Source organism: Prescottella soli (assembly GCF_040024445.1).
GTDB classification, from domain to species: Bacteria; Actinomycetota; Actinomycetes; order Mycobacteriales; family Mycobacteriaceae; genus Prescottella; species Prescottella soli.
Map to the genome: position 1 here is coordinate 2,514,744 of NZ_CP157276.1, position 21,903 is coordinate 2,536,646.

At 69.0% G+C, this 21,903-nt stretch carries 20 protein-coding genes and 1 pseudogene; 5 read left to right on the forward strand and 16 right to left on the reverse strand.

Annotated features, from left to right (window positions below):
- Nucleotides 1-9 precede the first annotated feature (9 nt).
- The 11 genes from ABI214_RS11830 to ABI214_RS11880 all read right to left on the reverse strand — a co-directional run bounded on the left by ABI214_RS11830 (nucleotide 10) and on the right by ABI214_RS11880 (nucleotide 11,673).
- On the reverse strand, nucleotides 10-582 hold the full coding sequence (locus ABI214_RS11830) for a mce associated protein mas1a (RefSeq protein ID WP_348610535.1): 573 nt from the start codon (nucleotides 580-582) through the stop codon (nucleotides 10-12).
- The gene (locus ABI214_RS11835) at nucleotides 569-1,813 is read right to left on the reverse strand and encodes an MlaD family protein (RefSeq protein WP_348610540.1); all 1,245 of its coding nucleotides are present in this window, start codon (nucleotides 1,811-1,813) and stop codon (nucleotides 569-571) included. The genes ABI214_RS11830 and ABI214_RS11835 overlap by 14 nt, the downstream gene beginning before the upstream one ends.
- Nucleotides 1,810-2,844, reverse strand: coding sequence for an MCE family protein (locus ABI214_RS11840; protein ID WP_348610543.1), 1,035 nt, complete (start codon nucleotides 2,842-2,844; stop codon nucleotides 1,810-1,812). The genes ABI214_RS11835 and ABI214_RS11840 overlap by 4 nt, the downstream gene beginning before the upstream one ends.
- Nucleotides 2,844-3,965: an MCE family protein gene (locus ABI214_RS11845; protein WP_348610548.1), complete on the reverse strand. Its 1,122-nt coding sequence runs from the start codon at nucleotides 3,963-3,965 to the stop codon at nucleotides 2,844-2,846. Before ABI214_RS11845 ends, ABI214_RS11840 begins: the two co-directional genes overlap by 1 nt.
- Complete coding sequence (locus ABI214_RS11850; RefSeq protein ID WP_348610553.1) at nucleotides 3,962-5,029, reverse strand: MlaD family protein; 1,068 nt, start codon at nucleotides 5,027-5,029, stop codon at nucleotides 3,962-3,964. The genes ABI214_RS11845 and ABI214_RS11850 overlap by 4 nt, the downstream gene beginning before the upstream one ends.
- Nucleotides 5,029-6,078, reverse strand: a complete 1,050-nt coding sequence (locus ABI214_RS11855) for an MCE family protein (protein WP_348610556.1) — start codon at nucleotides 6,076-6,078, stop codon at nucleotides 5,029-5,031. Before ABI214_RS11855 ends, ABI214_RS11850 begins: the two co-directional genes overlap by 1 nt.
- Nucleotides 6,075-7,274 (reverse strand): MCE family protein, encoded by a 1,200-nt coding sequence (locus ABI214_RS11860; protein WP_348610561.1) that lies wholly within the window; start codon nucleotides 7,272-7,274, stop codon nucleotides 6,075-6,077. Before ABI214_RS11860 ends, ABI214_RS11855 begins: the two co-directional genes overlap by 4 nt.
- 1 nt (nucleotide 7,275) lies before the next feature.
- Nucleotides 7,276-8,133, reverse strand: a complete 858-nt coding sequence (locus tag ABI214_RS11865) for an MlaE family ABC transporter permease (protein ID WP_348610564.1) — start codon at nucleotides 8,131-8,133, stop codon at nucleotides 7,276-7,278.
- Nucleotides 8,133-8,942: an MlaE family ABC transporter permease gene (locus tag ABI214_RS11870; protein WP_348610568.1), complete on the reverse strand. Its 810-nt coding sequence runs from the start codon at nucleotides 8,940-8,942 to the stop codon at nucleotides 8,133-8,135. The genes ABI214_RS11865 and ABI214_RS11870 overlap by 1 nt, the downstream gene beginning before the upstream one ends.
- A 76-nt stretch (nucleotides 8,943-9,018) precedes the next feature.
- A complete protein-coding gene (gene fadD5 / locus ABI214_RS11875) occupies nucleotides 9,019-10,614 on the reverse strand; it encodes a fatty-acid--CoA ligase FadD5 (protein WP_348610571.1) in 1,596 nt (531 codons plus the stop codon).
- Between the two features lie 279 nt (nucleotides 10,615-10,893).
- Complete coding sequence (locus ABI214_RS11880; RefSeq protein WP_348610574.1) at nucleotides 10,894-11,673, reverse strand: enoyl-CoA hydratase-related protein; 780 nt, start codon at nucleotides 11,671-11,673, stop codon at nucleotides 10,894-10,896.
- A gap of 200 nt (nucleotides 11,674-11,873) precedes the next feature.
- On the opposite strand from ABI214_RS11880, the gene ABI214_RS11885 reads away from it, so the two are divergent.
- Together ABI214_RS11885 and ABI214_RS11890 are read left to right on the forward strand one after the other, a co-directional pair.
- Entirely contained in the window at nucleotides 11,874-13,139 is a 1,266-nt protein-coding gene (locus ABI214_RS11885; RefSeq protein ID WP_408587330.1) for a TetR/AcrR family transcriptional regulator, read from the forward strand.
- Nucleotides 13,136-13,612 (forward strand): DUF4334 domain-containing protein, encoded by a 477-nt coding sequence (locus ABI214_RS11890; protein ID WP_348610580.1) that lies wholly within the window; start codon nucleotides 13,136-13,138, stop codon nucleotides 13,610-13,612. The genes ABI214_RS11885 and ABI214_RS11890 overlap by 4 nt, the downstream gene beginning before the upstream one ends.
- A gap of 13 nt (nucleotides 13,613-13,625) precedes the next feature.
- On the opposite strand, the gene ABI214_RS11895 is transcribed toward ABI214_RS11890, so the two are convergent.
- Genes ABI214_RS11895 through ABI214_RS11905 form a run of 3 tightly spaced genes read right to left on the reverse strand, consistent with a single transcriptional unit; the run spans nucleotide 13,626 to nucleotide 16,266 of the window.
- A complete protein-coding gene (locus ABI214_RS11895; RefSeq protein ID WP_348610583.1) occupies nucleotides 13,626-14,438 on the reverse strand; it encodes an oxygenase MpaB family protein in 813 nt (270 codons plus the stop codon).
- Nucleotides 14,435-15,115 (reverse strand): GntR family transcriptional regulator, encoded by a 681-nt coding sequence (locus ABI214_RS11900; RefSeq protein WP_348610586.1) that lies wholly within the window; start codon nucleotides 15,113-15,115, stop codon nucleotides 14,435-14,437. Before ABI214_RS11900 ends, ABI214_RS11895 begins: the two co-directional genes overlap by 4 nt.
- 8 nt (nucleotides 15,116-15,123) lie before the next feature.
- On the reverse strand, nucleotides 15,124-16,266 hold the full coding sequence (locus ABI214_RS11905; RefSeq protein ID WP_348610588.1) for an acyl-CoA dehydrogenase family protein: 1,143 nt from the start codon (nucleotides 16,264-16,266) through the stop codon (nucleotides 15,124-15,126).
- 179 nt (nucleotides 16,267-16,445) lie between these two features.
- On the opposite strand from ABI214_RS11905, the gene ABI214_RS11910 reads away from it, so the two are divergent.
- Nucleotides 16,446-17,963 (forward strand): aldehyde dehydrogenase family protein, encoded by a 1,518-nt coding sequence (locus tag ABI214_RS11910; RefSeq protein WP_348610590.1) that lies wholly within the window; start codon nucleotides 16,446-16,448, stop codon nucleotides 17,961-17,963.
- Between the two features lie 79 nt (nucleotides 17,964-18,042).
- A complete protein-coding gene (locus tag ABI214_RS11915; protein WP_348611561.1) occupies nucleotides 18,043-18,876 on the forward strand; it encodes an oxygenase MpaB family protein in 834 nt (277 codons plus the stop codon).
- On the opposite strand, the gene ABI214_RS11920 is transcribed toward ABI214_RS11915, so the two are convergent.
- Nucleotides 18,849-19,790, reverse strand: coding sequence for a LysR family transcriptional regulator (locus ABI214_RS11920; RefSeq protein WP_348610593.1), 942 nt, complete (start codon nucleotides 19,788-19,790; stop codon nucleotides 18,849-18,851). The two genes, ABI214_RS11915 and ABI214_RS11920, sit on opposite strands and share 28 nt — an antisense overlap.
- Nucleotides 19,791-19,873: 83 nt before the next feature.
- On the opposite strand from ABI214_RS11920, the gene ABI214_RS11925 reads away from it, so the two are divergent.
- Nucleotides 19,874-20,944 (forward strand): DMT family transporter, encoded by a 1,071-nt coding sequence (locus tag ABI214_RS11925; RefSeq protein ID WP_408587385.1) that lies wholly within the window; start codon nucleotides 19,874-19,876, stop codon nucleotides 20,942-20,944.
- On the opposite strand, the pseudogene ABI214_RS11930 reads toward ABI214_RS11925, so the two are convergent.
- Nucleotides 20,872-21,807, reverse strand: a pseudogene (locus tag ABI214_RS11930) (AraC family transcriptional regulator ligand-binding domain-containing protein); the annotation flags it as partial. The gene ABI214_RS11925 and the pseudogene ABI214_RS11930 overlap by 73 nt on opposite strands.
- Nucleotides 21,808-21,903: the final 96 nt, after the last annotated feature.

Genomic DNA, 21,903 nt, shown 5'->3' on the forward strand with positions numbered 1-21,903 from the left:
TTCGAAAGGCTACTTCGTCTCGACGTTGTCGACGATCCAACGGTCGCCGTCACGGGTGAGCGTGACGACCATGCGGTAGTTCTGCGACTTACCCTCGGGGGCAATCACATTCTTCGCCTCCTGGTCCACGAACGCCAGTACCACGGCATTCGAGCCGTCGATGCTCTCGACACCGATGTTCGTGACGGTCGCGGTCGCCCGCCCCTGGCCGTCGGTGACGAGTTTGCTCAGTGCGTCGACCATCTCGTTGTACTTGCCGGCGAACTCCGGGGTCGACATCGCCGCGATCTTGCCGCGATTGGCGTCGAGGTTCTGGTAATCGAACGTGGCGATCGTCTGCGCGTAGTCGCGGGTGGTGTCGACTGCCTCGGTGCGCAACATGTCCGCTCGGTGCTGCTGCCACATCTGCCACCCGAGTGCCGCGGCCAACACGACGATCAAGGCACCGAGGATCGTGACGGTGACACGCCCGCGTGTCCCCCGCGGCGCCGACGACGAGTCGTCCTGGCCGGGATCGGGCTCCGCGGTCGCCGTAGCGACCGCCGCGTCCGTCGTGTCGATCCCGGTCTCATCGTTCGCCATCTCCGAGCTCCTCCAGCAGTTGGTTCCATTGGTCGAGCATCTCGGCCCCGGTGGGGACGAGAACCGGATCCGGGACCATCGGCGGACCGATGACCGTGCCCGGGGTGTTCGCGTTCTGCAGCCCGAGATCGTTGGGGCGCGGTGCCGTTCGTGATCCACGCTGCTCGATGTTCGGGCCCGGTGGGCAGTACAGGGTGAGGTTCGGCTGGGTGGGATTCAGGTCACCGACGGCGAGCCGTCCAGTGTCACCGACGGCGCGGCGCGGCGTGGCGTAGTTGCACACCGGCCCCTGCGTGCCGACGAGTGCGAACTCGGCCCGGTCCCCCCTGACGATCGACTCGAGCTTGCCGAGTCCCTCGGGGATCTCGTCGAGTCCCGCCGCCAGAGCGTTACGCCGGTCGGAGATGATCGGGGTGACGGTGGCCAGATTCGCGAGTAGGGCCCCGAACGTGTCGTGGTACCGGTCGAACAGCTCCTGTGTGCGGGCGAGGGCGGCCGGCGACCGGTCCACCAGGTACACCAGGACGGGCGAGTTGTCGTCGAGCTGACCGGTGAAGGTGCGCGCCGCCGCCATCCCCCGGCCGAACGAGTCGGCCCCGTCCGCCATCGTCCCGACCAGGCTCGCCGTGTGGGTGAGCAGCGACCGCAGCTGCGGCGCCTGTCGCTCGAGCAGAGCCGACAGCATGTCGCCGTCGTCGACCATGCTCGCCAGGCTGGGGCCGAGGCCGTCGAGCGAGGCCCCGAGTTCGGTGCCGAGAGCGGTGACACGCTCGGGATCGATGCCGCCGAGCAGCTTCGCGGCGTCCCCCATGAGCTGCTCCATCTGGACCGGCTGCCGATCCTGCGGCGCCGCGAGGGTGTCGCCGTCCTCGAGGTAGGGACCGGAGTCGGTGGCCGGATAGATGTCGACGCTCTGGATGCCGGCGGCGGTGCTCATCGCCACCTTCGCGATGCTGTCTCGCGGGATGCGGGTGCCGGGGTCGAGGTCGAATTCGATCCGTGCCCCGCCCCGTTCACCGTCGAGCGCGACCGACGCGACCCGTCCCACGTTGACGCCGCGGTAGGTGACGCTCGTGCCCGCGGTCAGGCCGAGCGCGTCGGACATGCTCGCATGCAATCGGATCGGATCGCCGAACGCCCGTGAGCCCAGCACGTAGGCGATGCCGAACGGGACGACGACCGCGGCGGTGAGCGCGAACAGGATCAGCTGGACCAGCACGACTCGTCTCATCGGGCCCCTCCCGACAGCAGCGTCCGGAGCGAACCGACCTCGGCCGGTCGGGCGGTCAGGCCACCGGTCAGGAGGTTCTCGATGCCCGCCGGGATGTCGAGGGTCCCGTCGAACACCAGGTAGTCGCCCTTCACCGCGCGATCGAAGTTCCCGAGGAAGATGTTCATGTTGGTGAGCGTCTCCCCGATGCGGGAGTTGTACGAGCGCAACGTCTCCACCACGGTCGCGCCGTCCGCGACCATGCCGTCGGGGCTGGTCGACGACAGCACGACGTCGGCGTGCTCCGCGAGCCGTGCGCTCGATTCCAGCAGCGACGCGAGCCGATCCCGCTGCTGCGCGAGGACGGTCGTGGCTTCCGGGACGGTGTCGAGGAATCCGTCGAGCACGCCCTGCTGTTCGACGAGTTGCGCCGAGATACTGCGCGCCAGGTCGATCGCCGCGCCGAAGTCGTCTCGGTGCTCCATCGCCGTGCCGGTCAGCTCGGTCATCGCGTCGAGGAGGCCGCGCACCTTCTGCGATCGGCCCGCGAATGCGGTGTTCAGTTCGTCGATCACGGTCCGCAGCTGGTCGAATCCGCTTCCGGTGAGGATCGTCCCGAGCGTGGCCAGTGCGCTCTCGATCTGCGGGCCGATCTCGGTGCGGGACTGGACGATCACGTCTCCGTCGACCAGCGCCGTGCCCGACGGCTCCTGCGGGATCTTCAGCCGCACGAACGGGTTGCCGAGCGCCGACGGCAACTCGATCGCGGCCTCGACGTTGTCGGGCAGTTCCACCGTCGACGACAGGCTCAGATCCACGGCCGCACCGACCGTGTCGGTCGACAGCCCGGACACCCTGCCGATCACTCGCTGCCCGGTGCGCACTTCGGCCCCCGTCAGGATCCCGTCGGCGTGCGCCAATTGCACCGTCACCGTGTAGCTCTCGCCGGGCACGGAACGGCCGAGGGGGAGATCCTGGATGCCGACGCCGCAACCGGTGAGCAGCAGCGCACCGCCGGCGGCGGTCGCGGCCGCGAGCACCCTTCTCCGCATCAGTTGCCTCCCGCCGCCGCGGCGCCACCCGAGAGAAGCGTCGCGAGGCCCATCGGGTCGGAGGCGCTGATCGGGAAGGAGATCGGGTTGGTGAATCCGGCTCCCGTACACAACGGCATCGGGTACCGCGCGCACAGCGGCTTCGCCACCGCGAATTGGGTGAGGGCGGTGGAGACGTTCAGCCGGATCCGTCCCCGGTCGTCGGGGCCGACGGTCCGGGACAGGTTCTGCATCAGCAGCGGTACGAGATCCATGAACTCGGCGAGGCCGGGCTGGTTCGCGGCCAGGGTGTCACCGACGGTGCGCAGGTTGCCGGTGATCGCGCCGACGTCGTCGCCGTGGGCGGTCGCGAACCGGTCGATCTGATCGAACACCGTCTTCAGGTCCTGCAGCGGTTGCGCGATGTCGAGGTCCTGCGTCGACCATTCGTCGCCGAGTTCACCGAGATCCGAGACCAGCTGGTCGATACTCACCTGGCGCGCGTCGAGTGCGGCCATCAGCGAGCTCAGGTTGTCGACGATCGCACCGATGTCCTCGGTGCGTGCACCGACCACACCCGTTGCGGCGCTGAGGTTCCGGACGGCCCGGTTCAGTTCCGCCCCCTGTCCGGCGAGCCCCGATGCGGCCTGCGTGAGCAACCCACCTGCGTCCCCGCCGTCCGGTCCCAGTGCCTCGGTGAGTGTGTCGAGGCTGCCCATCAGCCCGTCGAAGTCGATCGGTGCGTGGCTGCGCTCGAGTGGAATCTCGTCCCCGTCCTCGAGTTTCGGCCCGCCCCGGTACGCGGGACCGAACTCGAGGTGGCGGTCGCTGATGACCGACGGATTGAGTACGTACGCACTGACGTCCGCAGGCAACTCGACATCGTCGGGAACGGATGCCGTGACCCGCACGCGGGTACCGAGCGGTTCCACCGCGGTGACCGTACCGACCGGCACCCCGAGCACCGTGACCTTGCTGCCCGGGTACAGACCGTTGACGTAGGCGAAGTCGACGTGGACGGTGGTCGTGCGGTCGGTGCGCCCGAACACGTACCAGGCGCCGGTCGCGAGCACGACGACCAGGACGGTCGCGACCGCGACCCGGCCGAGACGCCGGCGCCGGGCCGCCGGCCGCGCGCTCATCGGCACCCCTGCATCACGCCGAGCACGCACAGCATGTTGTCGGGCACGACCGCCGCAGGTGCGGTCACGTCGGTCCAGTTCCCGTTGCCGGTCGCGTCGGTCGCGGAACGCAGTGCCGGTGGCAGGCGCGTCAGGATGCGATCGACGTTGTCCGCGTTCTGCTGCAGCGTGTCCGTGACGGCCACGAGGTTGCTCGTGAGCTGTGAAAACTCCTGTTCGTGGTCGGTGAACGACGTCGCCGTCGTCGCCAGCAGCGTCCGCAGGTTCTCGACCAGTCGGGTGAGCACCCGCTTGCGGACCGCGAGGGTGTGGACGATCGTCTGCGCGTTCGACAGTGTCGCGGTCAGCGATTCCTGCTGCCGGACAGCCAGATCGGACAGTGAACGCGACAGCGTCAGCAGCTGGTCGATCTGTTCGCCGTTCCGTGCGACGGCGGCCGACGCACCGCTGATGCCGGCGAGGGCCTTCGCGAGCTGCTCGGGGTCGTCGGGCATCATCTCCGACAGCGTCGTCATCATCGCTTCCAGCGATGTTGCGTCGATCTGTTGCGCGGCGTCTGTCGCGTCCCGGCTCACGTCGTCGAGGCTGTAGGGAACGGTGGTGCGCGACAGCGGGATGACGTCGGGCGGTGATCCGTCCGACGGGTCCTCCTCGACCACCCCGGCGGGCACCACCTCGAGGTATCGCTTGCCCAGCACGGTCTTCAGTCGCACGGTCGCGGTGGTCCGGTTGCCGAGTGGTTGACCGTCGTCCAACCGGAATGCCACGCGCACATGGTCACCCGCGAGCTCGATGCCCTCGACCCGCCCGGCCGGGACACCGGCGACGTATACGGGATCGCCGCCGGACAGCCCGCTCGCGTTGGCGAGTTCGGCGGTGTACGGGTCGGTCCGCGCCAGGTACCACACCTTAGGGATGCCGATCGCCGCGGCGAGGCCGAGCACGAGGGCCACGATCCCCAGCGTCCCCAGCGCCAGCGGTGTGGCCGATCCGGGCCGACGCTCACCGCGAAACACGAACAGCCACATGCCGACCATGCTGTCGACGAACTTGACGAGGAGCATCAGCGGCACACCTCCGAGTGGGTGGTCCCGAAGATGTTCGCCTCGACGTCACCGACCTTCAGCACGAAGTTGCACAGGTACAGATTCACGAAACCGCCGTAGCTGCTGATGCGGTTGATCCCGTCCGCGAACTGCGGCATCCCGGCGACGAACCGGTCGAACGCGCCGGTGTCCGCGATCCACTGGTCGGTCACCGCCTTCAGGTCGGTCACCGAGTTGCCGAAGGCGCCCTGGGACCGTGTGAACGAGGCTGCGAGCGACGCGATGGCACGGTCACCGCTGTCCACCACGGTCGCCAACGCGTCGTTGCTGTCGACCACGGACGACGTCAGGTCCCGGAGTCCGCCGATCAGCTCCTCGAGCTGAGGCCGGCGCTGGTTCACCGAGCCGAGCAGCGTGGTCATGTTCGCCACCAGTTGCTCGAACACCCCGCGACGGTCGGCCAGATCGGCGGTGAGCGTGCCGATCCGGTCGACGAGCGTGGACACGGCCGCGCCGCGTCCGTCGAACGTCTCCACGAAGGCGCGGGTGAGCGTGTTGACCCGGCCGGGCTCGAGAGCGTCGAACAGCGGCGCGAAGCCGTTCATGAGGGCGGTGAGATCGACCGGCGGGGTGGTGCGGTCGAGCGGGATCACGCTCCCGGGCGGTAGGGCGTTCCCGTTCTCCCCCACCGCAGCCGGTGCGGCGGCCGCTCCCGCGGGTGGCTCGAGCGCGAGATACCGCGCACCGAGCATGTCGCCGTAGCGGATGGCGGCGGTGACGTCGCGGTCGAGGGTGTGATCGGACGACACCTCGATCTGCACGACGGCCTTGCTGGTCCCACCGCCCGCGTCGGCGAAGTCGATCGCGTCGACGCGCCCGATCCGCACCCCCGACATCGTCACCGGGTTCCCGGGGTCGAGCCCCTCGACATCGGTGAACTCGACGGTGTAGGTGTCCGTGGCGCCGCGCACCGGGACGGACAACGTGTTGGCGACCAGCAACCCGCACACCACGCCGGCGACGCAGAACCCGGCGGCCTTCGCGAACGGCACCCATCCGATCGTCATCGCACCCGCACCTCCGTCCCGCGCACCAACGGTCCGAGCAGCACCGGCGCCAACGGATTTGCCGCGGCACGCTCATCCGAACCCGTTGTGTCCCAGCGTAGTCGGTCCCGGATCACGTCCAGCGCCGGTTGCTCGCGCGGACCCCCGTCGACGGTGCTCGGGCCGCACGCTCCGGGGAGATTGCCGTAGCCGGGGCAGTCCGCGGCGGTGTACGGCAGCAGCTCGGCGAAGGTGGGCACCGCGACGATGTCGAAGTGTCCGGTCGCGAACACGCGGGCCCCGGCGGCACCGAACGTCCGCGCCCGGTCGAGGGTGCCGGTCAGACCCTCGGGATCGGCGGCGGTGGTGGCGAGGACGGTGCCGGACGCGTCGAGCACGGTGATGATCCGATCCCGCTGCTCACCCACGAATCCGGTGAGCACCGAGACGAAACCGGCTGCGGCGTCGATCGTGTCGGCGACCTGATCGCGGTTCTCGACCACGGTCCGTGACACGTCGGCGGTGGAGGCCAGCGTGGCGACCACGTCCGGGGTGGCCGTGTCCAGGGTCTGCAGAACGGTCCGGAAGTCGGGGGTGGCCCCGAGCAGCGAGCGCACGGCCGGAGTCAGCGTCGGCGCCGCTGCGTCCATCCGGTCGATGATCCGCCCGACCGTCGCACCGCGTCCGCCCAGCGCCTGCGCCAACGCCGAGAGCGCCACCTGCATCTTCTGCGGCTGCATCCGGTCGAGTACCGCCACGAGCCGGGTGTAGACCGCATACAGCGCCACGGCGTCGGGGCTCTCGTCCATGCGCAGTACATCGCCGCCCGACAGGGTCCCGCCGGGGTCGGGGTCGGGGTCGGCGTCGACGAGCTGGATGTAGATGTCGCCGAAGAACGTTCGCGGCACCACCCGGACCACGACCGACGCCGGGATCGCGCTGATGGCATAGGAGTCGATCTGCAGCCGCACCCGGGACGACTCGATGCCCGAGTCGATTCCGGAGATGCGGCCCACGTCGACGCCGTGGTACCGAACGGGCGCCTCGCCGTTGACCAGGCCCGCCGCGGCGGGGATACCGACGACCACCTCGGGGTCACGCTGCAGCTGCCCGGTGCCCCGCATCACCATCGCGGCACCGGCGACGACGGCCACCAGCACCGCGATCGCCCCGCGCACGGCGAACGCCGCCTGCCCGGTGCCGGTGCGGCCGGCCACGTCACACCCCCATTCCGGGGATCGTGGGCACGAGGCCCCACAACGCGAACGTCATGAGGACGTCCAGCACGCCGATCGCGAGGATCGCGGTCCGCAGCGCCCGCCCCGCCGCCTGCCCCACACCGGCCGGTCCGCCCGAGGCGAGGTACCCGTACGAGCAGTGCACCAGCGCGACGACGCCCGCGAACACGATCGCCTTGATCGCGGCGTAGACGAGGTCCTCGGGCGAGAGCGCGAGATGGAAGAAGTAGTCGTAGGTGCCGGCGGAGGCCCCGCCCCAGAACACGATCACCAGCCGGGTCGACAGGTAGCTGGCCAGCAAACCGATCATGAAGATCGGCAGCACGCACACCATCGCCGCCAGCACCCGCGTCCCGGCGAGGAACGGGATCGAGCGCACCGCCATCGCATCGAGCGCGTCGATCTCGTCGGAGATCCGCATGGCGCCCAACTGCGCGGTGAATCCTGTGCCCACCTTCGCGGCCAGCGCGATCGCGACCACGACGGGGGCCAGCTCCCGGGTGTTCGCGATCGCGGACAGCATCCCGGAAAGTGTTGTCATACCGATCAGTTCGAGACCCCGCTGGGTTTCGACGCCGAGCATCATCGCCGCGGCGAGCGACATCGCGAAGACGATCCCGATGGTGCCCCCACCCGACAGCAACGAGTTGGTGCCGAAGCTGACCTCGCTGATCTGCGCGAGGACGTGCCTGCGGTACCGCGTGGCCGCGTACGGCAGCGAGACGACGGTGCGCCCGAAGAGCGTGACGTGACGGCCCACGTCGGCGAGGCCCCGGTACACCGCCGCCACGGGCCGGGCCGCGCGGCGCAGACGCACTCGGGTGTCGAAGCCCATCATCAGTAGGCTCCGACCGCCGGCACGATCACCGTGTACAGGGCGGACAGCGCGGTGTTGACGATGAACACCAGCGCGAACGCGATCACGACGGCCTCGTTGACGGCGTCCGCGACACCGCGCGGTCCGCCCCTGGCGTGCAGGCCCTCGAACGCCGCGATCAGTGTCGAGATGAGCGCGAAGGTCGCGGCCTTCACCAGTGCCATCACGAAGTCCGAGAGGCGTCCGTACTGGCTGAACGTCGCCAGGAAGGTTCCGGCGGGCAGGTGCTGGACGTAGATGTGGTACAGGTAGCACGCCATCACGCCACCGAAGGTCACCATCGCGCACAGGGCGAGCGACACGATGACGGCGGCGACCAGTCGGGGCGCGACCAGTCGCTCGAGCACGTCGATGCCCATGACCTCCATGGCGTCGATCTCTTCACGAATCTTCCTCGAGCCCAGATCCGTACAGATCGCCGATCCGGCGACGCCGGCCATCATCAGCGCGCAGACGAGCGCCGACGCCTGTCCGACGACGATGAACGCCACGACCGCTCCGGAGTACCCGCCCGCCCCGATGCGCCCGGCCAGCTCACCCACCGACACGGCGACGAACACGCCGATCGGGAGCATCAACAGCAACGACGGTCCGGTGCTCACCCGACCGATGAACAGGGTCTGGGTCACCGTCTCCTGCAGCGACAGCCGCCCGCGCAGTGTCGCCCGCGCCAGCGTGACGAGGACCTGCACGGAGAAGCCGATGAGGTACCCACCCTGGAGCGCGACGGCCTGCACCGGCCCCTTGGCGGTGGGCAACTCGTAGGTCATTCGCCGGCCCTCCCCAGTTCCGTCCCGAACCTGCTGTCGCCCGGCCCTCACGCTGCCGGGGCCCACCCGCGCGGCGTCAACCCTGAACGACGGCGGTGTTTCCCCGTAGCTCGCCCTTGACGACCTTGCCACTGGCGTTGCGCGGCAACGCATCCACACACACCAGCACCTTGGGGTGCTTGTACCGCGCGAGTTGCGCGTCGAGGAACGGTTGCAGCTCGGCCAGGCTGAGTTCCCCGCCGGCCTCGGGCCGCAGGGCCACGACCGCGACCGGGACCTCGCCCCACCGCGGTTCGGGGCGGCCGATCACCGCGGCCTCGAGGATCTTCGGGTGCGCGAAGAGCGCGTTCTCGACCTCGGCGCAGTAGATGTTCTCGCCGCCCGAGATGATCATGTCCTTCTTGCGATCGACGACGTAGACGAACCCCTCGTCGTCCGTGCGGACCAGGTCACCCGAGTGGAACCACCCGCCGTGGAACGCCTCCGCGGTTGCGGTCGGGTTCTGCCAGTACTCGAGCATCATCGTCGGACCCCGGTAGACGATCTCGCCCACCTCGCCGGGCGCGACGTCGTTCATGTCGTCGTCGACGACCCGGGCCTGCACGGTCGGGATCACCCGTCCCACCGATCCGAGCTTGCGGAGCGCGTCCGCGCCGTCGAGGACGCACGTGATCGGCGACATCTCGGTCTGGCCGAACACGGCCACGTTCGACGCGTCCGGGAAGGTCTCGGCCATCGCCCGGAGCACCGTGTCCGACGCGGGTGCCGCGCCCCAGGAAATGCCGCGCAGCTTCAACTTCCGAGGTCTCGCCTGTTGCGCCGCGCACACCGCCTGCCACTGGACCGGGACCAGGAACAGCGTGGTGACCTGCTCCTCCTCGAGGACGTCGAGCAGCACGTTCGGATCGAACGCCCCGACCGGGTAGATCACCGTGGTGAGCCCGAGCATCAGGCTCGGCGCCATCGATCCCAGCGCGGCGATGTGGAACATCGGCGACGCGCAGAACCCGATGTCGTCGGATCGGTCCAGCTGGAACGCCCGGATGCACGTGAGCGCCTGCGCGTCCATGTTGCTGTGCGTCAACACCGCACCCTTGGGGCGGCCGGTGGTGCCGGACGTGTACATGATGAGCGCCGGGGTGTCGTCCGGGATGTCGATCGCGGGGTGGGCTGCACCCTCCTCGGCGATCAGGTCCTCGTACCCCAGCACATCTCCTTCGGTCGGGCCGCCGACGACGATCGCGAGATCCAGTCCCCCCACCTCGGCGCGAACCGCGCCGGCGAGCGGCGCCAGCGTCGTGTCCGCGATAGCGGCTCGAGCACCGCTGTCACGCAACAGGAATGACACTTCGGGCACGGTCATCCGGAAGTTCACGGGGACGGCGATCGCGCCGAGCGCGTTGGTGGCGAGGACCGCTTCGAGGTACTCGGGGCGGTTGAGCATCAGGATCAGGACCCGGTCACCGAAGCCGACGCCGCGCCGCGACAGCGCGTCCGCGAGCTTCTCGACCCGGGCGTGGAGCGTGGACCACGTCAGCGACACCCCCTGGAACCGCAGCGCGACGCGGTCCGGGATCATCCGCGCGTGCCGAGCGACCTGGTTGTTCCAGTTGTTGCGACGGGACCGCTGGGCTTCGAACGAGGCCGCGGGGACTGCAGCGGAAGTGACCATCGAGGGTTCCTCTCGTGCGGTGCGGGTCCTCCCGACCTGACCGGACCCGTGGTTCGATGTGAGGCAGATTACATGTTATGCGCGGTTTCGGCATGCATTTTGTTAATCGCGATTCTCCAGCCTCGGCCGATCAATCGGACCCGTCGATGCGCGCCGAAGTGCGGACGAAACATGTTTGGACACAACGCTCTTACGTCACGAATCGGACGCGGTACGCGACTGCCCGGACCCACCGGGTTCGGCGGACCGACCGCACAAGTTGACGGAGATTCGACCGTCTCAGGGGAACCGGGGCGGCCGCTTCTGCAACATCGCCGCGGCACCCTCCGCGAAGTCCGCGGAGGCGAGCAGTTCCGCCTGCCCCGCCTTCTCCATCGCCAGTGCACCGTCCAGCGCGGCCAGCGTGGCCGCGTTGAGCGACCGTTTCGTCAGTTCCAGTGCACGACGTGGCCCGGACGCGAGCCGGACCGCGGCGGCCCGGGCGTGCGCCGCGAGATCGGCGTCGGGGACCGTCCTCGCCACCAGCCCGATCCGGTCGGCATCGACCGCCGACACCCGCTCGCCGAGCAGCGCCATCTCGGCCGCCTTGGCCCGTCCGATCGCCGCCGGCACCAGCAGGCTCGAACCACCGTCGGGCATGAGGCCGATCCGGACGAACGCGAGCAGGAAGTACGCGCTCTCGGCGGCGTACGTGAGATCGGCCGCGAGCGCGAGGGACACCCCGACCCCCGCGGCGGGCCCGTTCACGGCCGCCACCACCGGAACCGGCACCTCGACGATCGCGCGGATCACGTCGTTCGCGACGTCCATGACGACCGCAGGGTCGACCGGGTTCGCAGCCGTGGCAGCCAGATCCGCGCCGGTACAGAAGGCCGACCCGGCACCGGTGACGAGGATCGCGCGCACCGCCGGGTCGCGACCCGCCCCGCGGATCGCGTCGCCGAGCGCCCGCATCGTCGCCATGTCGACCGCGTTCATCCGCTCGGTACGCGAGATCGTCAGCTCGAGTACGGCGTCGCGCAGTTCGCGGCGCAGCCCCTCCCCTGTCGCGGTCGTCATGCGCGCGTCCCCTCGTCCATCGAGCACACGAGACCTTCACGGACGATCGAGTCGGTGCGCACGAACCGGGTTCCCGAGAATCGTCGCTAACTTTCGTGGCACCCGAACCTTTTGTCAAGCATCCGTGTTCAGGCGAATTCGCCCGAGTGTCTGGGGAATTGCGCAGACATACCCGAATTACCGGCACTCACCTGTGCGTTATGCTTCCGCCACCAATAGCCCACACGTCAGGAGGTTCGGTGGCGCAGCGAACGGAGACCGAGCCACGGCGCCGCCCCAAGAACCGGAAGGCGCAGATCGCCGCGGTGGCCGCCGAGGCGTTCAGCGAGCGCGGGTACCACAGCGTCAGCGTCGACGACATCGCCGCGACCGTGGGCATCTCCGGGCCGGCCCTCTACCGCCACTACCCCAACAAGTACGCACTGTTCCTCGACGCCGCAACGGGTCTCGTGACATCACTCGAGAGCGCGATCGCAGCGGACGCCGAGCGGGAGGCGCCGGACGCCGCCCAGCGTCTCGACGGACAGATCCTGACCGCGATCCGCACCACCGTCGCCAACCGCAAGTCCGCCGGCCTGTACCGCTGGGAGAGCCGATATCTCGAGGCCACCGACCGAGCCTGCATCCGCGGCGCGATCGGCGCGGTCAATCGGCGCATGGGGGCGACGCTGGCCCAGCTGCGGCCCGAACTGCCGGAGCGCGACAACTTCCTGATCTGCGTCGCCATGCTCAGCGTCGTCGGCAGCATCACCGTCCATCGCGCGAACCTGCCGCGGCGACGCCTCGAGAAGCTCTTGCTCGACACCTGTCGAGCCCTCGCCCGGATCGACCTGCCCATTCCCACCGAGCCGGACGTCACCCCGGCGGTAACAGCGGGAATCCCGCTGTCCAACAAGCGGGAAGTGCTCCTGAACGAGTCGATCGTGCTCTTCCATGCCCGCGGCTACCACGAGGTGAGCATCGAGGACATCGGGACCGCGGCCGGGATCAACGCGTCGGGGGTGTACCGGCATTTCGCGAGCAAGTCGGATCTGCTGGCGGCAGCCTTCCACCGTGCCGCGGATCGCCTCGCGGCAGCGGTCTGGACCGCGCTGGGCGGCTCCACGACCCCACGCGAGGCGCTGCGGTCCCTGGTGGACGTGTACGTCCGGCTGTCATTCGCCCAGAGCGAGCTGATGAGCGTGTACTTCGCCGAGATCGGCAGCCTGCCCGACGCGCAACGCACCGAACTGCGAAACGTGCAGCGGCTCAACGTCGAGGAGTGGGCACACCTCCTCGGCGAGACGCGGTCCGACCTGTCCGCGGCCGAGTGCCGTTTCCTGGTGCACGCAGCGCTGAGCCTCGTCCTCGACGTGGGCCGGGTGATGCGCTTCGACCCCACCCGGGTCAACGAGGCGCGCGTCCAGGCGATGATGCTCACGACACTGTTCGGCGATTCGACCGACGACACCGGAGGTACGGCATGAGCATCCAGGACGACGTCGCAGATCTTCGCGCCCGAACCGACCGGATCGATCCACGTGAGCTCGACGCCCTGTGGGACCGACTCGAGCCGTGCCGACCGAACAACCTCATCGGATACCGCTGGCGCGGCTTCGCTTTCGATACGGGACATCGCACGGGCGCGCTACTCGAGCGTATCCACTGGTACGGCAAGGCGTTTACCGGCGAATCCGACGTCCAGCCACTGCTGTGCCGCGACGACTCGGGAAAGCTGTTCTCCGACATCGGAACCGGGCACGGCGAGGCCACGCTGTGGGAGGTGGTCTTCCGCGGTGAAGTGACCGCGACCATGGTCTACGACGGCATGCCGGTGTTCGATCACTTCAAGAAGGTCGACGACGACACCGTCATCGGCGTCATGAACGGCAAGGGCAAGCTGGTGTTCGACGGCGGCGAGCACTTCTGGTTCGGCCTCGAACGCGACGTGGCGCTCTGACCGCCACGGGTCGTCAGATCAGGTGCGCATGCTTCGCCAGGCGTCGGCGCATGTCCCGCAGGTAGTAGGTGGCTGTCACCTGGCGCAGCGGACGCGGGACGCGGCGGTAGACGACCGGCAACACCGTCATCAGTCGGTCGAAGCGGCGCTGGTCGCGCGGGCTCCACGGCAGCGCGAACTGGTCCCGGATCCGCGGCGGCAGCAGGCCGATCGTGAGGAAGCGCTGCAACGGCATCGTCATCCGCACCGGCAGCGGCGCCCTGCCGCCGGCGAGTAGTCCGCGCACGTACGCGCGCACCTGGGCGTCCACCGCGGCGGTCTCGATCATCCGATCCCAGTACGCGTCGAACTCGGTGCGGGTCGCCGGCCATATGTCCTCCCTGACCTGCAACGCCGTCCCGTACACCGCCGACTGCCGGTACAGCCGCTCGGCGTCGGCGTCCGACATCGGCCCGAAGAACCGCTGGTACATGTCGAAACCGTTGCGGTACAGGGTGGCTGCGACCCACAGCTGCAGTTCGGGATCGAACGCGTTGTACCGCTCCGACCGCACCGGGACGTGCGCACGGTTCACCAGGCGCACCACCGCCTGCTTCTCCTCGGCGGTGCCGAGGGTGACGGCGTACACGAACGTCATGGTGGTCCGCAGGCGGTCCAGCGGTCGCTCGAGCGTGGTGCTGTGCTCGGCGACGCCGCGCCCGACCCCGGGCACCGCGAGCTGCAGCAGGACGGTGGCGCCGGCGCCGATCAGCAGCATCGACTCCCCCACGAAGTCCGCGAGGTCGAGCCGGCCCTCGGTGCCCACTGCGACAACTTGATTCGTCATGCCCAGATCCCGACTCGTTCGAGGTGCGCGACGAGCCGCTGTGCGGCGTCGTCGAACTGGATGCGCGTGTGCCGCACGACGGCGGCCCGGTCGCCGGCGCGGAGTGCGTCGATCAGGCTCGTGTGCGACGCCACCGCCAGCGCTCCCCACGCCGGATCGGTCGCGTACAGCTGGTAGGGCGTGTAGCGGGCGGCGTTGAGCAGGAACCACGCGAGCTTCGGCCCGCCGCCGATCCGACACAGTTCGCGGTGGAACTCGTACTCCGCGTCCGCGATCCGCTCGGGATCCGCCACCTCGACGGCCTCGCCCAGAACGTCGTTGAGCGCGGTCAGTCGCGCGAGGTCCTCGGCGGACGCGGCCTGCGAGGCGCGCACCGCGAGCTCCACCGTGATCTGCCCCTGCAACCAGAAGATGTCGTGCACGTCGTCGCGCTCGAGCGGCGAGACGACGTACCCCCGGTTGGGCACCGACTCGATCATGCCCTCGCCCCGCAGGGTCAGCAGCGCCTCCCGCACCGGGGTGACACTGACACCGAGTTCGGCCGCGGTCTCGTCGAGTCGCACGAACTCACCGGGCCGCAGGCGACCCGACATGACCGCACCGCGCAGGTGTGTCGCCACCGAGTCGGACAACTGCGTCTTGCGCAGTGGACGTGTCGGACGCGCCGGAGCAACCATGTCGACCCCTACAGTCCGAACGTCTTGCCGATGATGTCGCGCTGGATCTCGTTGGTACCGCCGTAGATCGACGACACGAGCGTCCTGCGGACGTGGCCTTCCATGTCGAACTCGGTGGCGTACCCGTATCCGCCCATCATCTGCATGCCCTCGAGCGCCACCTTCTTCGCGGTCTCGGTCGCCTTGAGCTTGACCATCGACGCCTCCCGCGGGAACAGCTTCGCCGGGTTCGCATCGACCAGCCGTGCGGTGTTGTACACGAGCAGCCGGGTGCACTCGATCTCGGTGGCCAGGTCCGCGATGCGGTGCCGCAGCACCTGGAATGTTCCGACCGGTCGGCCGAACTGCTTTCGCTGCGTGACGAATTCGAGTGTGTCGTCGAACGCCCGCTGCGCGGTGCCGAGCATCATCGCGCCGAGGATGAGCCGTTCGATGTTGAGCCCGGTCATCAGCTGCGCCCAACCGTTGCCGACCGCGCCGACGACGGCGTCGTCCGGCAGGTGGACGTCGGTGAGGTAAAGGTCGTTGACCTCCTTGCCGCCCATTGTGTCGATGCCGCTGATCTTGAGTCCCGGAGTGTCCGCCGGCAGGTGGAACATCGTCAGACCCTCATGCTTGGATCCGGTGCGGTCGGTGCGCGCCACGAGCAGGATGTTCTCGGCGAAGTGCGCGTTGGAACACCACGTCTTCTGACCGTTGATCAGCCAGCCGTCGGACACCTTCTCGGCACGGCAGCTGAGGTTGCCGACGTCGGAGCCGGCTTCGGGCTCGGACATCGAAATCGACTCGGACGCGCCGCGGACGATGCCGCCGAGCACGGTCCGCTTCTGTTCCTCGGTGCCGAACTTCCCGTATGCAGCACCGGTGATGAGCGTCGGGCCGATACCTCCGATCGGCGCCATCCCCCGCGCGCACTGCTCGAGGAGGACGCACATGTCGACCGCGGTGCCGCCCGATCCGCCGTACTCCTCGGGCACCGTGATTCCGAGCCAGCCGAGGTCGGCCATCTTCAGGTACAGCTCCTGGTTGTGGCTGTGCTCGCCGCGGCCGGTGAGTGCGTCCCGCTGTTCGCGGGTGCCGCACTCGCGGCGGCACAACGCGGCCACCGCCTGCGCGAAATCGTGCTGCTCGGGGGTGAAGTCGATCGTCATTGGCGTGCTCCTGCCTGCAAAGAATCGAGTGACCGAGTTCCCTGTGGCCCGGTGCGCGGCGGGGCGCCGCGCGAAGGGGTTGTCCGTGCCCGCCGGGCCGAATAGTGTGAGCGTCACCACAGTAAATCACATCAAATATATGTGATGCGATCCCACTGGAGATCCGGAGGTAGTTCGACATGACCCGAGAACTGCGCGGCACGGCCCCCGACTCGTCCCACGATCACGCCCCCTCGACGTTCGCGAGCCTGGACCCGCGGACCGGAACCCTTCTCGCCGAGTACCCCGTCATGACCGAGTCCGACGTCGCGGTCGCGGTCGATCGAGCCCGCGGCGCGGCGAACTGGTGGGCCGCACAGGGATTCCGCGGTCGCCGCGACTGGTTGCTCGAGTTCAAGAAGGCGATCGCGACGGACGCCGACGACCTCGCCCGGGTCGTCTCCGCCGAGACCGGCAAGCCCCACGACGACGCGCTGCTCGAGGTGATGCTCGCGATCGAGCACCTCGACTGGGCCGCCCGCAATGCGAAGAAGGTGCTCCGGCCCCGACGGGTGCCGTCGGGCCTCGTCAGCGCCAACCAGGCCGCCACGCTCGGCTATCAGCCGTTCGGTGTCGTCGGCGTCATCGGCCCGTGGAACTACCCGGTGTACACGCCGATGGGATCGATCTCGTACGCACTCGCCGCCGGGAACGCGATCGTCTTCAAGCCCAGCGAACTCACCCCGGGCGTCGGAAAGTGGCTCGAGGCCAAGTGGAACTCGCTCGCGCCGACCCAGCCTGTGCTGCAGGTGATCACGGGCCTCGGACCGACGGGAGCGGCCCTGTGCCGGGCCGGTGTCGACAAGATCGCGTTCACCGGTTCCGGACCCACCGCGCGGAAGGTCATGGCGGCCTGCGCCGAGACCCTCACCCCGATCGTCGCCGAGTGCGGCGGCAAGGACGCGATGCTGGTCGCCGAGGACGCCGACCTGGACAAGGCCGTCGAGTTCGCCGCGTTCGGGGCCTTCGGCAATGCCGGCCAGACGTGCGCCGGCGTGGAGCGCATCTACGTGGCCGAACCGGTGTACCGACAGTTCCTCGACAAGCTCACCGACGCGGTCGAACGGGTCACCCCCGGCGGGTCGGACGAGGACACCTACGGACCGATGACGTTGCCGCGGCAGGTCGACGTCGTCCGCAGCCACATCGCCGACGCGCTCGGGAAGGGCGCCCGTGCGGTGATCGGCGGAATCGACTCCGTCCATGATCGATTCGTCGATCCGGTGATCCTCACCGATGTCCCGGAGGGCTCGTCGGCGGTGTGCGAGGAGACGTTCGGGCCGACCGTTGTCGTCAACAAGGTCCGCGACGTCGAAGAGGGCGTGGAGCGGGCCAATGCGACGTCGTACGGCCTTGGCGCATCGGTGTTCACCCGCAACCGGTCCCGCGGCCGGGACATAGCCGGCCGACTGCGCGCCGGGATGGTGTCGGTGAACTCCGTGCTCGGCTTCGCCGGGATCCCGTCGCTGCCGTTCGGCGGTATCGGCGAGTCCGGTTTCGGTCGTATCCACGGCGCCGACGGCCTCCGCGAATTCAGTCACCCCAAGGCCGTCACCGTCCAGAGGTTCTCGGCCCCATTGAATCTGCTCACCCTCGAGCGGTCCGCCCGGGACATGAAGATCTCGGCGTGGATGCTCAAGGCCCGGCACGGTCGGTGACGCCGTGACGCTGACCAGTTCGCGACGCGTCCACAGCTTCCCCGCCCCCGACCGGGATCCGCACCCGGACCGGGGGCGGATGGGGTGGGTGAAGGTACTCGAGGGACTCGATCCGGAGACACACCACCAGGACATCCTCCGTATCACGGCCGGCTACGAGTTCCCGTGGGACTACCAACGTTCGCTCGAGTTCGCCCTGTTCCGGACCTACTGTGTGCCGTCGATATCCGAACTGCTGGCCCGCACAGGGGAGTTCGAGCACCGCCCGCAGAAGCGCTACGACGACACCGCCCTGCTGATGGGCGAGCTGGTGGAGCACGGCTACGACTCCGAACGCGGGCGAGAGTCGCTGCGCAACATCAACCGGATGCACGGGCGGTACACCATCTCGAACGACGACATGCGCTACGTGCTGTCTACGTTCGTGTACGACCCGATCGACTGGATCGACCGCTACGGGTGGCGCCGCCTGCATCCGCACGAACGTCTCGCGTCGTACCACTTCTACCGCCAGGTCGGGATCCGCATGGGCATCAAGGACATTCCCGACTCGTACCAGGAGTTCCACCGGTTCAAGACGGACTACGAACGGGAGCACTTCGTCTACAGCGACGACAACCACCGCATAGGCACCTACACCCTGCGCCTGTTCCAGTCGTGGTACCCGACGGTTCTCGAACGTCCCGTCGCCGCAGCCGTGTACGCACTGATCGACGATCGCATGTCCACCGCGTTCGGGTTCCCGAAGGGCTCGGCGCGGGTGCGGGCCGCCGTGGAGGCCGGACTGCGGGCCCGGTCGGGTGTCGTGCGCCTGCTACCGAAGCGGCGGGTGTCCGCGGGATCCGGCGACCCCCGGAACCGCACCTACCCCGGCTACCCGGTCGGCTACTGCCCGCGAGATCTCGGGGTGTAGGGGGTCCTCGATTCTCGAGATCGACTGCCGCCGAACGCCTCTTCCACCGCGGCGATGCCGGCGCGGACGGCGGGACCGGCGTTGTCCGACCGCCAGACCACGTGGATGTCCCGCAGCAGCGGCGGATCGGTCGGCAGCAGCGCGACGCCTGCAGGGAGGTCGTCGACCGCCAGGCGCGGAACTAGGGCAGCCGCGAGTCCCGCGGCGACGAACGCGAGATGCGTCGAGACATCCGACGCCTCGAAGTCGACGCGGGGCTCGAAGCCCTCCCCGCGCAGCGTCTTCACGAGCCATTCCCGAAAGCCCGTGCCGGCACCCCACGCCACCCACGCCGTGTCGGCGAGTTTGCGGAGCGGAACGGTTCCCAGTCCCGCGAGCGGATGGTCCGCGGGCAAGGCCACGGCTGCCGAATCCCGATGTATCAGCTTCGATTCCATTCCGATCGGGATGCGCACGGGCGCCGATTCCCAGCTGTCGACCACCCCGACGTCGACGCGCTTGCGGGCGAGCGACTCCAGCGTCACCTCGGTCTCCGCCTCCACCACCGACACCTGGACCGGATACCGTGCCGACAGCGCGGCGACCACGGACGGCAGGACCACGCGCGACGCGGCGACGAACGCACCGAAACGAATCGGGCCGACGACTTCGTCCCGCATGGAGCCGATCTCGGCCTCGACGGCGGCCGCTCGAGCCAACAGGTCCGAACCACGTTCGGCGAGCAGCCGTCCCGCGGGCGTGAGACTCACGCCGCGGCCGGACGGCTCGAGCAGCCTCGCCCCCACCTCGCGTTCGAGCTTCGCCAACTGCTGGGAGACCCCGGACGGCGTCACGTGCAGGAGCTTCGCCGCTGCGGCAACCGATCCGGTCTCGGCCACCGCGCAGAGCGCGCGGATGCGTTCGAGGCTCAACACGCACGCAACACTACCGAATGTTCAGAAACATTTCTTACTTGTTGTTTCTGCTGGTAGATACAAGAATTGTGCCCGTGTCGACCATGGAATCAGGCCGCGCCCGAGCGGCCGCCGCGTACGCACCCGACCGGTTCGTCGACCCCCGCGCGCTCGCGGTTGCAGGCGCCTTCGCGATCTCCCTGACCGCAGTGTTCATCCGGCTGGCCGACGTCTCCGCCGCGACCGCGGTGTTCTACCGGTGCCTGCCGGCACTGCCGCCGCTGGCCGTGCTCGCGTGGCGGGAGCGGCGCCGTGGATGTCGTCTCGCCCGGCAAGACGTGGTGCGGTACACCGTCGCGGGCGCCATGCTCGGCGTCGACTTCGCTCTGTGGTCGCAGGCGATCGGGCTGATCGGGGCCGGCATCTCGACGGTTCTCGTGAACGTGCAAGTAGTCGTCGTCCCGCTGCTCTCGTTTCTCGTCCTGGGGACCAAGGTCCCGACGCGATTCGTCCTGGCGGTCCCGGTCCTGTTCGCCGGGGTCGCACTCACGAGCGGGGCGGCGGGCGGGATGTCGGCCGGACCGGAGCTGTACTGGGGTAGCTTCCTGGCGCTGCTGTCGGGCGTCGCGTACGCGGCGTACATCTTCGTCGTCGGCGGGCGTGGATCGGCGACCACCGCGTCGTCCCAGGTCCTGATCTCGACGACGGCGGCCGGAATCGTCGGATCCGCCCTCGGGTCACTCTGGGGCCCGGTGGACCTGACGCCCGGCTGGGAGGCGTTCGGTTGGCTTGCAGCGCTGGCCCTCTCGGCGCAGGTGGTGGGCTGGGTAGTCCTCGGCCGCTCCCTGCCCCGGCTCGCACCCGAGGTCGGCGCCACGCTCCTGCTGCTGCAACCGGTCATCGCCATCGGGGCCGCGACGGCCTGGCTCGGCGAGCGCCCCACGGCGCTGCAACTGGTCGGCTGCGCGACCGTCGTCGCGACCGCGTGGTTCGTGGCGTCCCGGCCGGCAACGGTCCCGCCCCGTCACAGCGATCCGAGTTCACGTTCGGTCGCCGCCCACGCGGTGGGGCTCTGGCCGAACCGGCGCCGGAACCAGCGTGAGAAGGCGCTCAGGTCCGAGAAGCCCAGCTCGCCGGCGATGTCGGTCAAGGTGCGGCCGTCGCGGGCTATGTAGCGCACCGCGAGATCGGCGCGGACCGCGTCGACCACCGACGTGTAGGTCTCCTCCGACTGCGCCAGGTGCCGGTGCAGCGTGCGCCTGTCCATGCCGAGGCTGCGCGCGATCCGCGTCGCGGAGCAGTTCCCGCCGGGCAGCAACGCCTCGATCATGTCCCGGACGCGGTCGACGGTCGAGGTGTCCTCCGGCGGGGTGAGCAGGTCGAGGTACTGCCGCGCATACGGCCGCAGGAGCGGATCCGACAGCGGATTCACCGAGTCGAGATCACTCGAGTAGAGCACCAGACCGTTGAAGTCGCGGCCGAACGCGACGTGCGGGCCCAGCACGCGGTGATAGACGTCGAGGTCGGCCGGCACGTCGTGGGCGAAGCAGGTGGACAGCGGGCGCCAGTCGTCCTGAAGGAAGCTACCGAGGATCCGCGCGATCGATGCGACGGTCAGCTCGATCGACTGACGCCCCAGCTGCAACCCCTGCGCGGGCTCGACGTGGAGCGTCGCGAGACCGTTCATCTCGACCAGTCGAGTCAGGATGGCCTCGTTGTACAGCCGCATGTACCGAAGGACGATCTCGAGCGCGCTCCGCACGTCCGGTTCCTCCCGCGCGACCATGCCCACCGGGCCGAGGTTGGAGATCCGCCGGCCCGCCGCCATCCGCACCCCGAAGTCGTCGCACGACGTCGCCCCGGCCGTGTGCTCGAGGAGGTCGTTCACTGCCTGCGCCGCGATCCACGCGTCGGGCGTCGCGAAGGTCGCCGGATCGATACCGGCCTCCCGCATCACCGGATGTGGATCCAGCCCGAGCGACTGCGCCAACTCGACGTACTCGTTGAGAACCGAAATCCGGACCCTCAAAGCTCTCACCGTCTCCCCAATCGTCTCAGAATGCCAAGGAATCTGTCCCAACGGGCCAAGAGCGAACGACCCATTCGGTATAGCGTGACATGCGTCACCTCACTT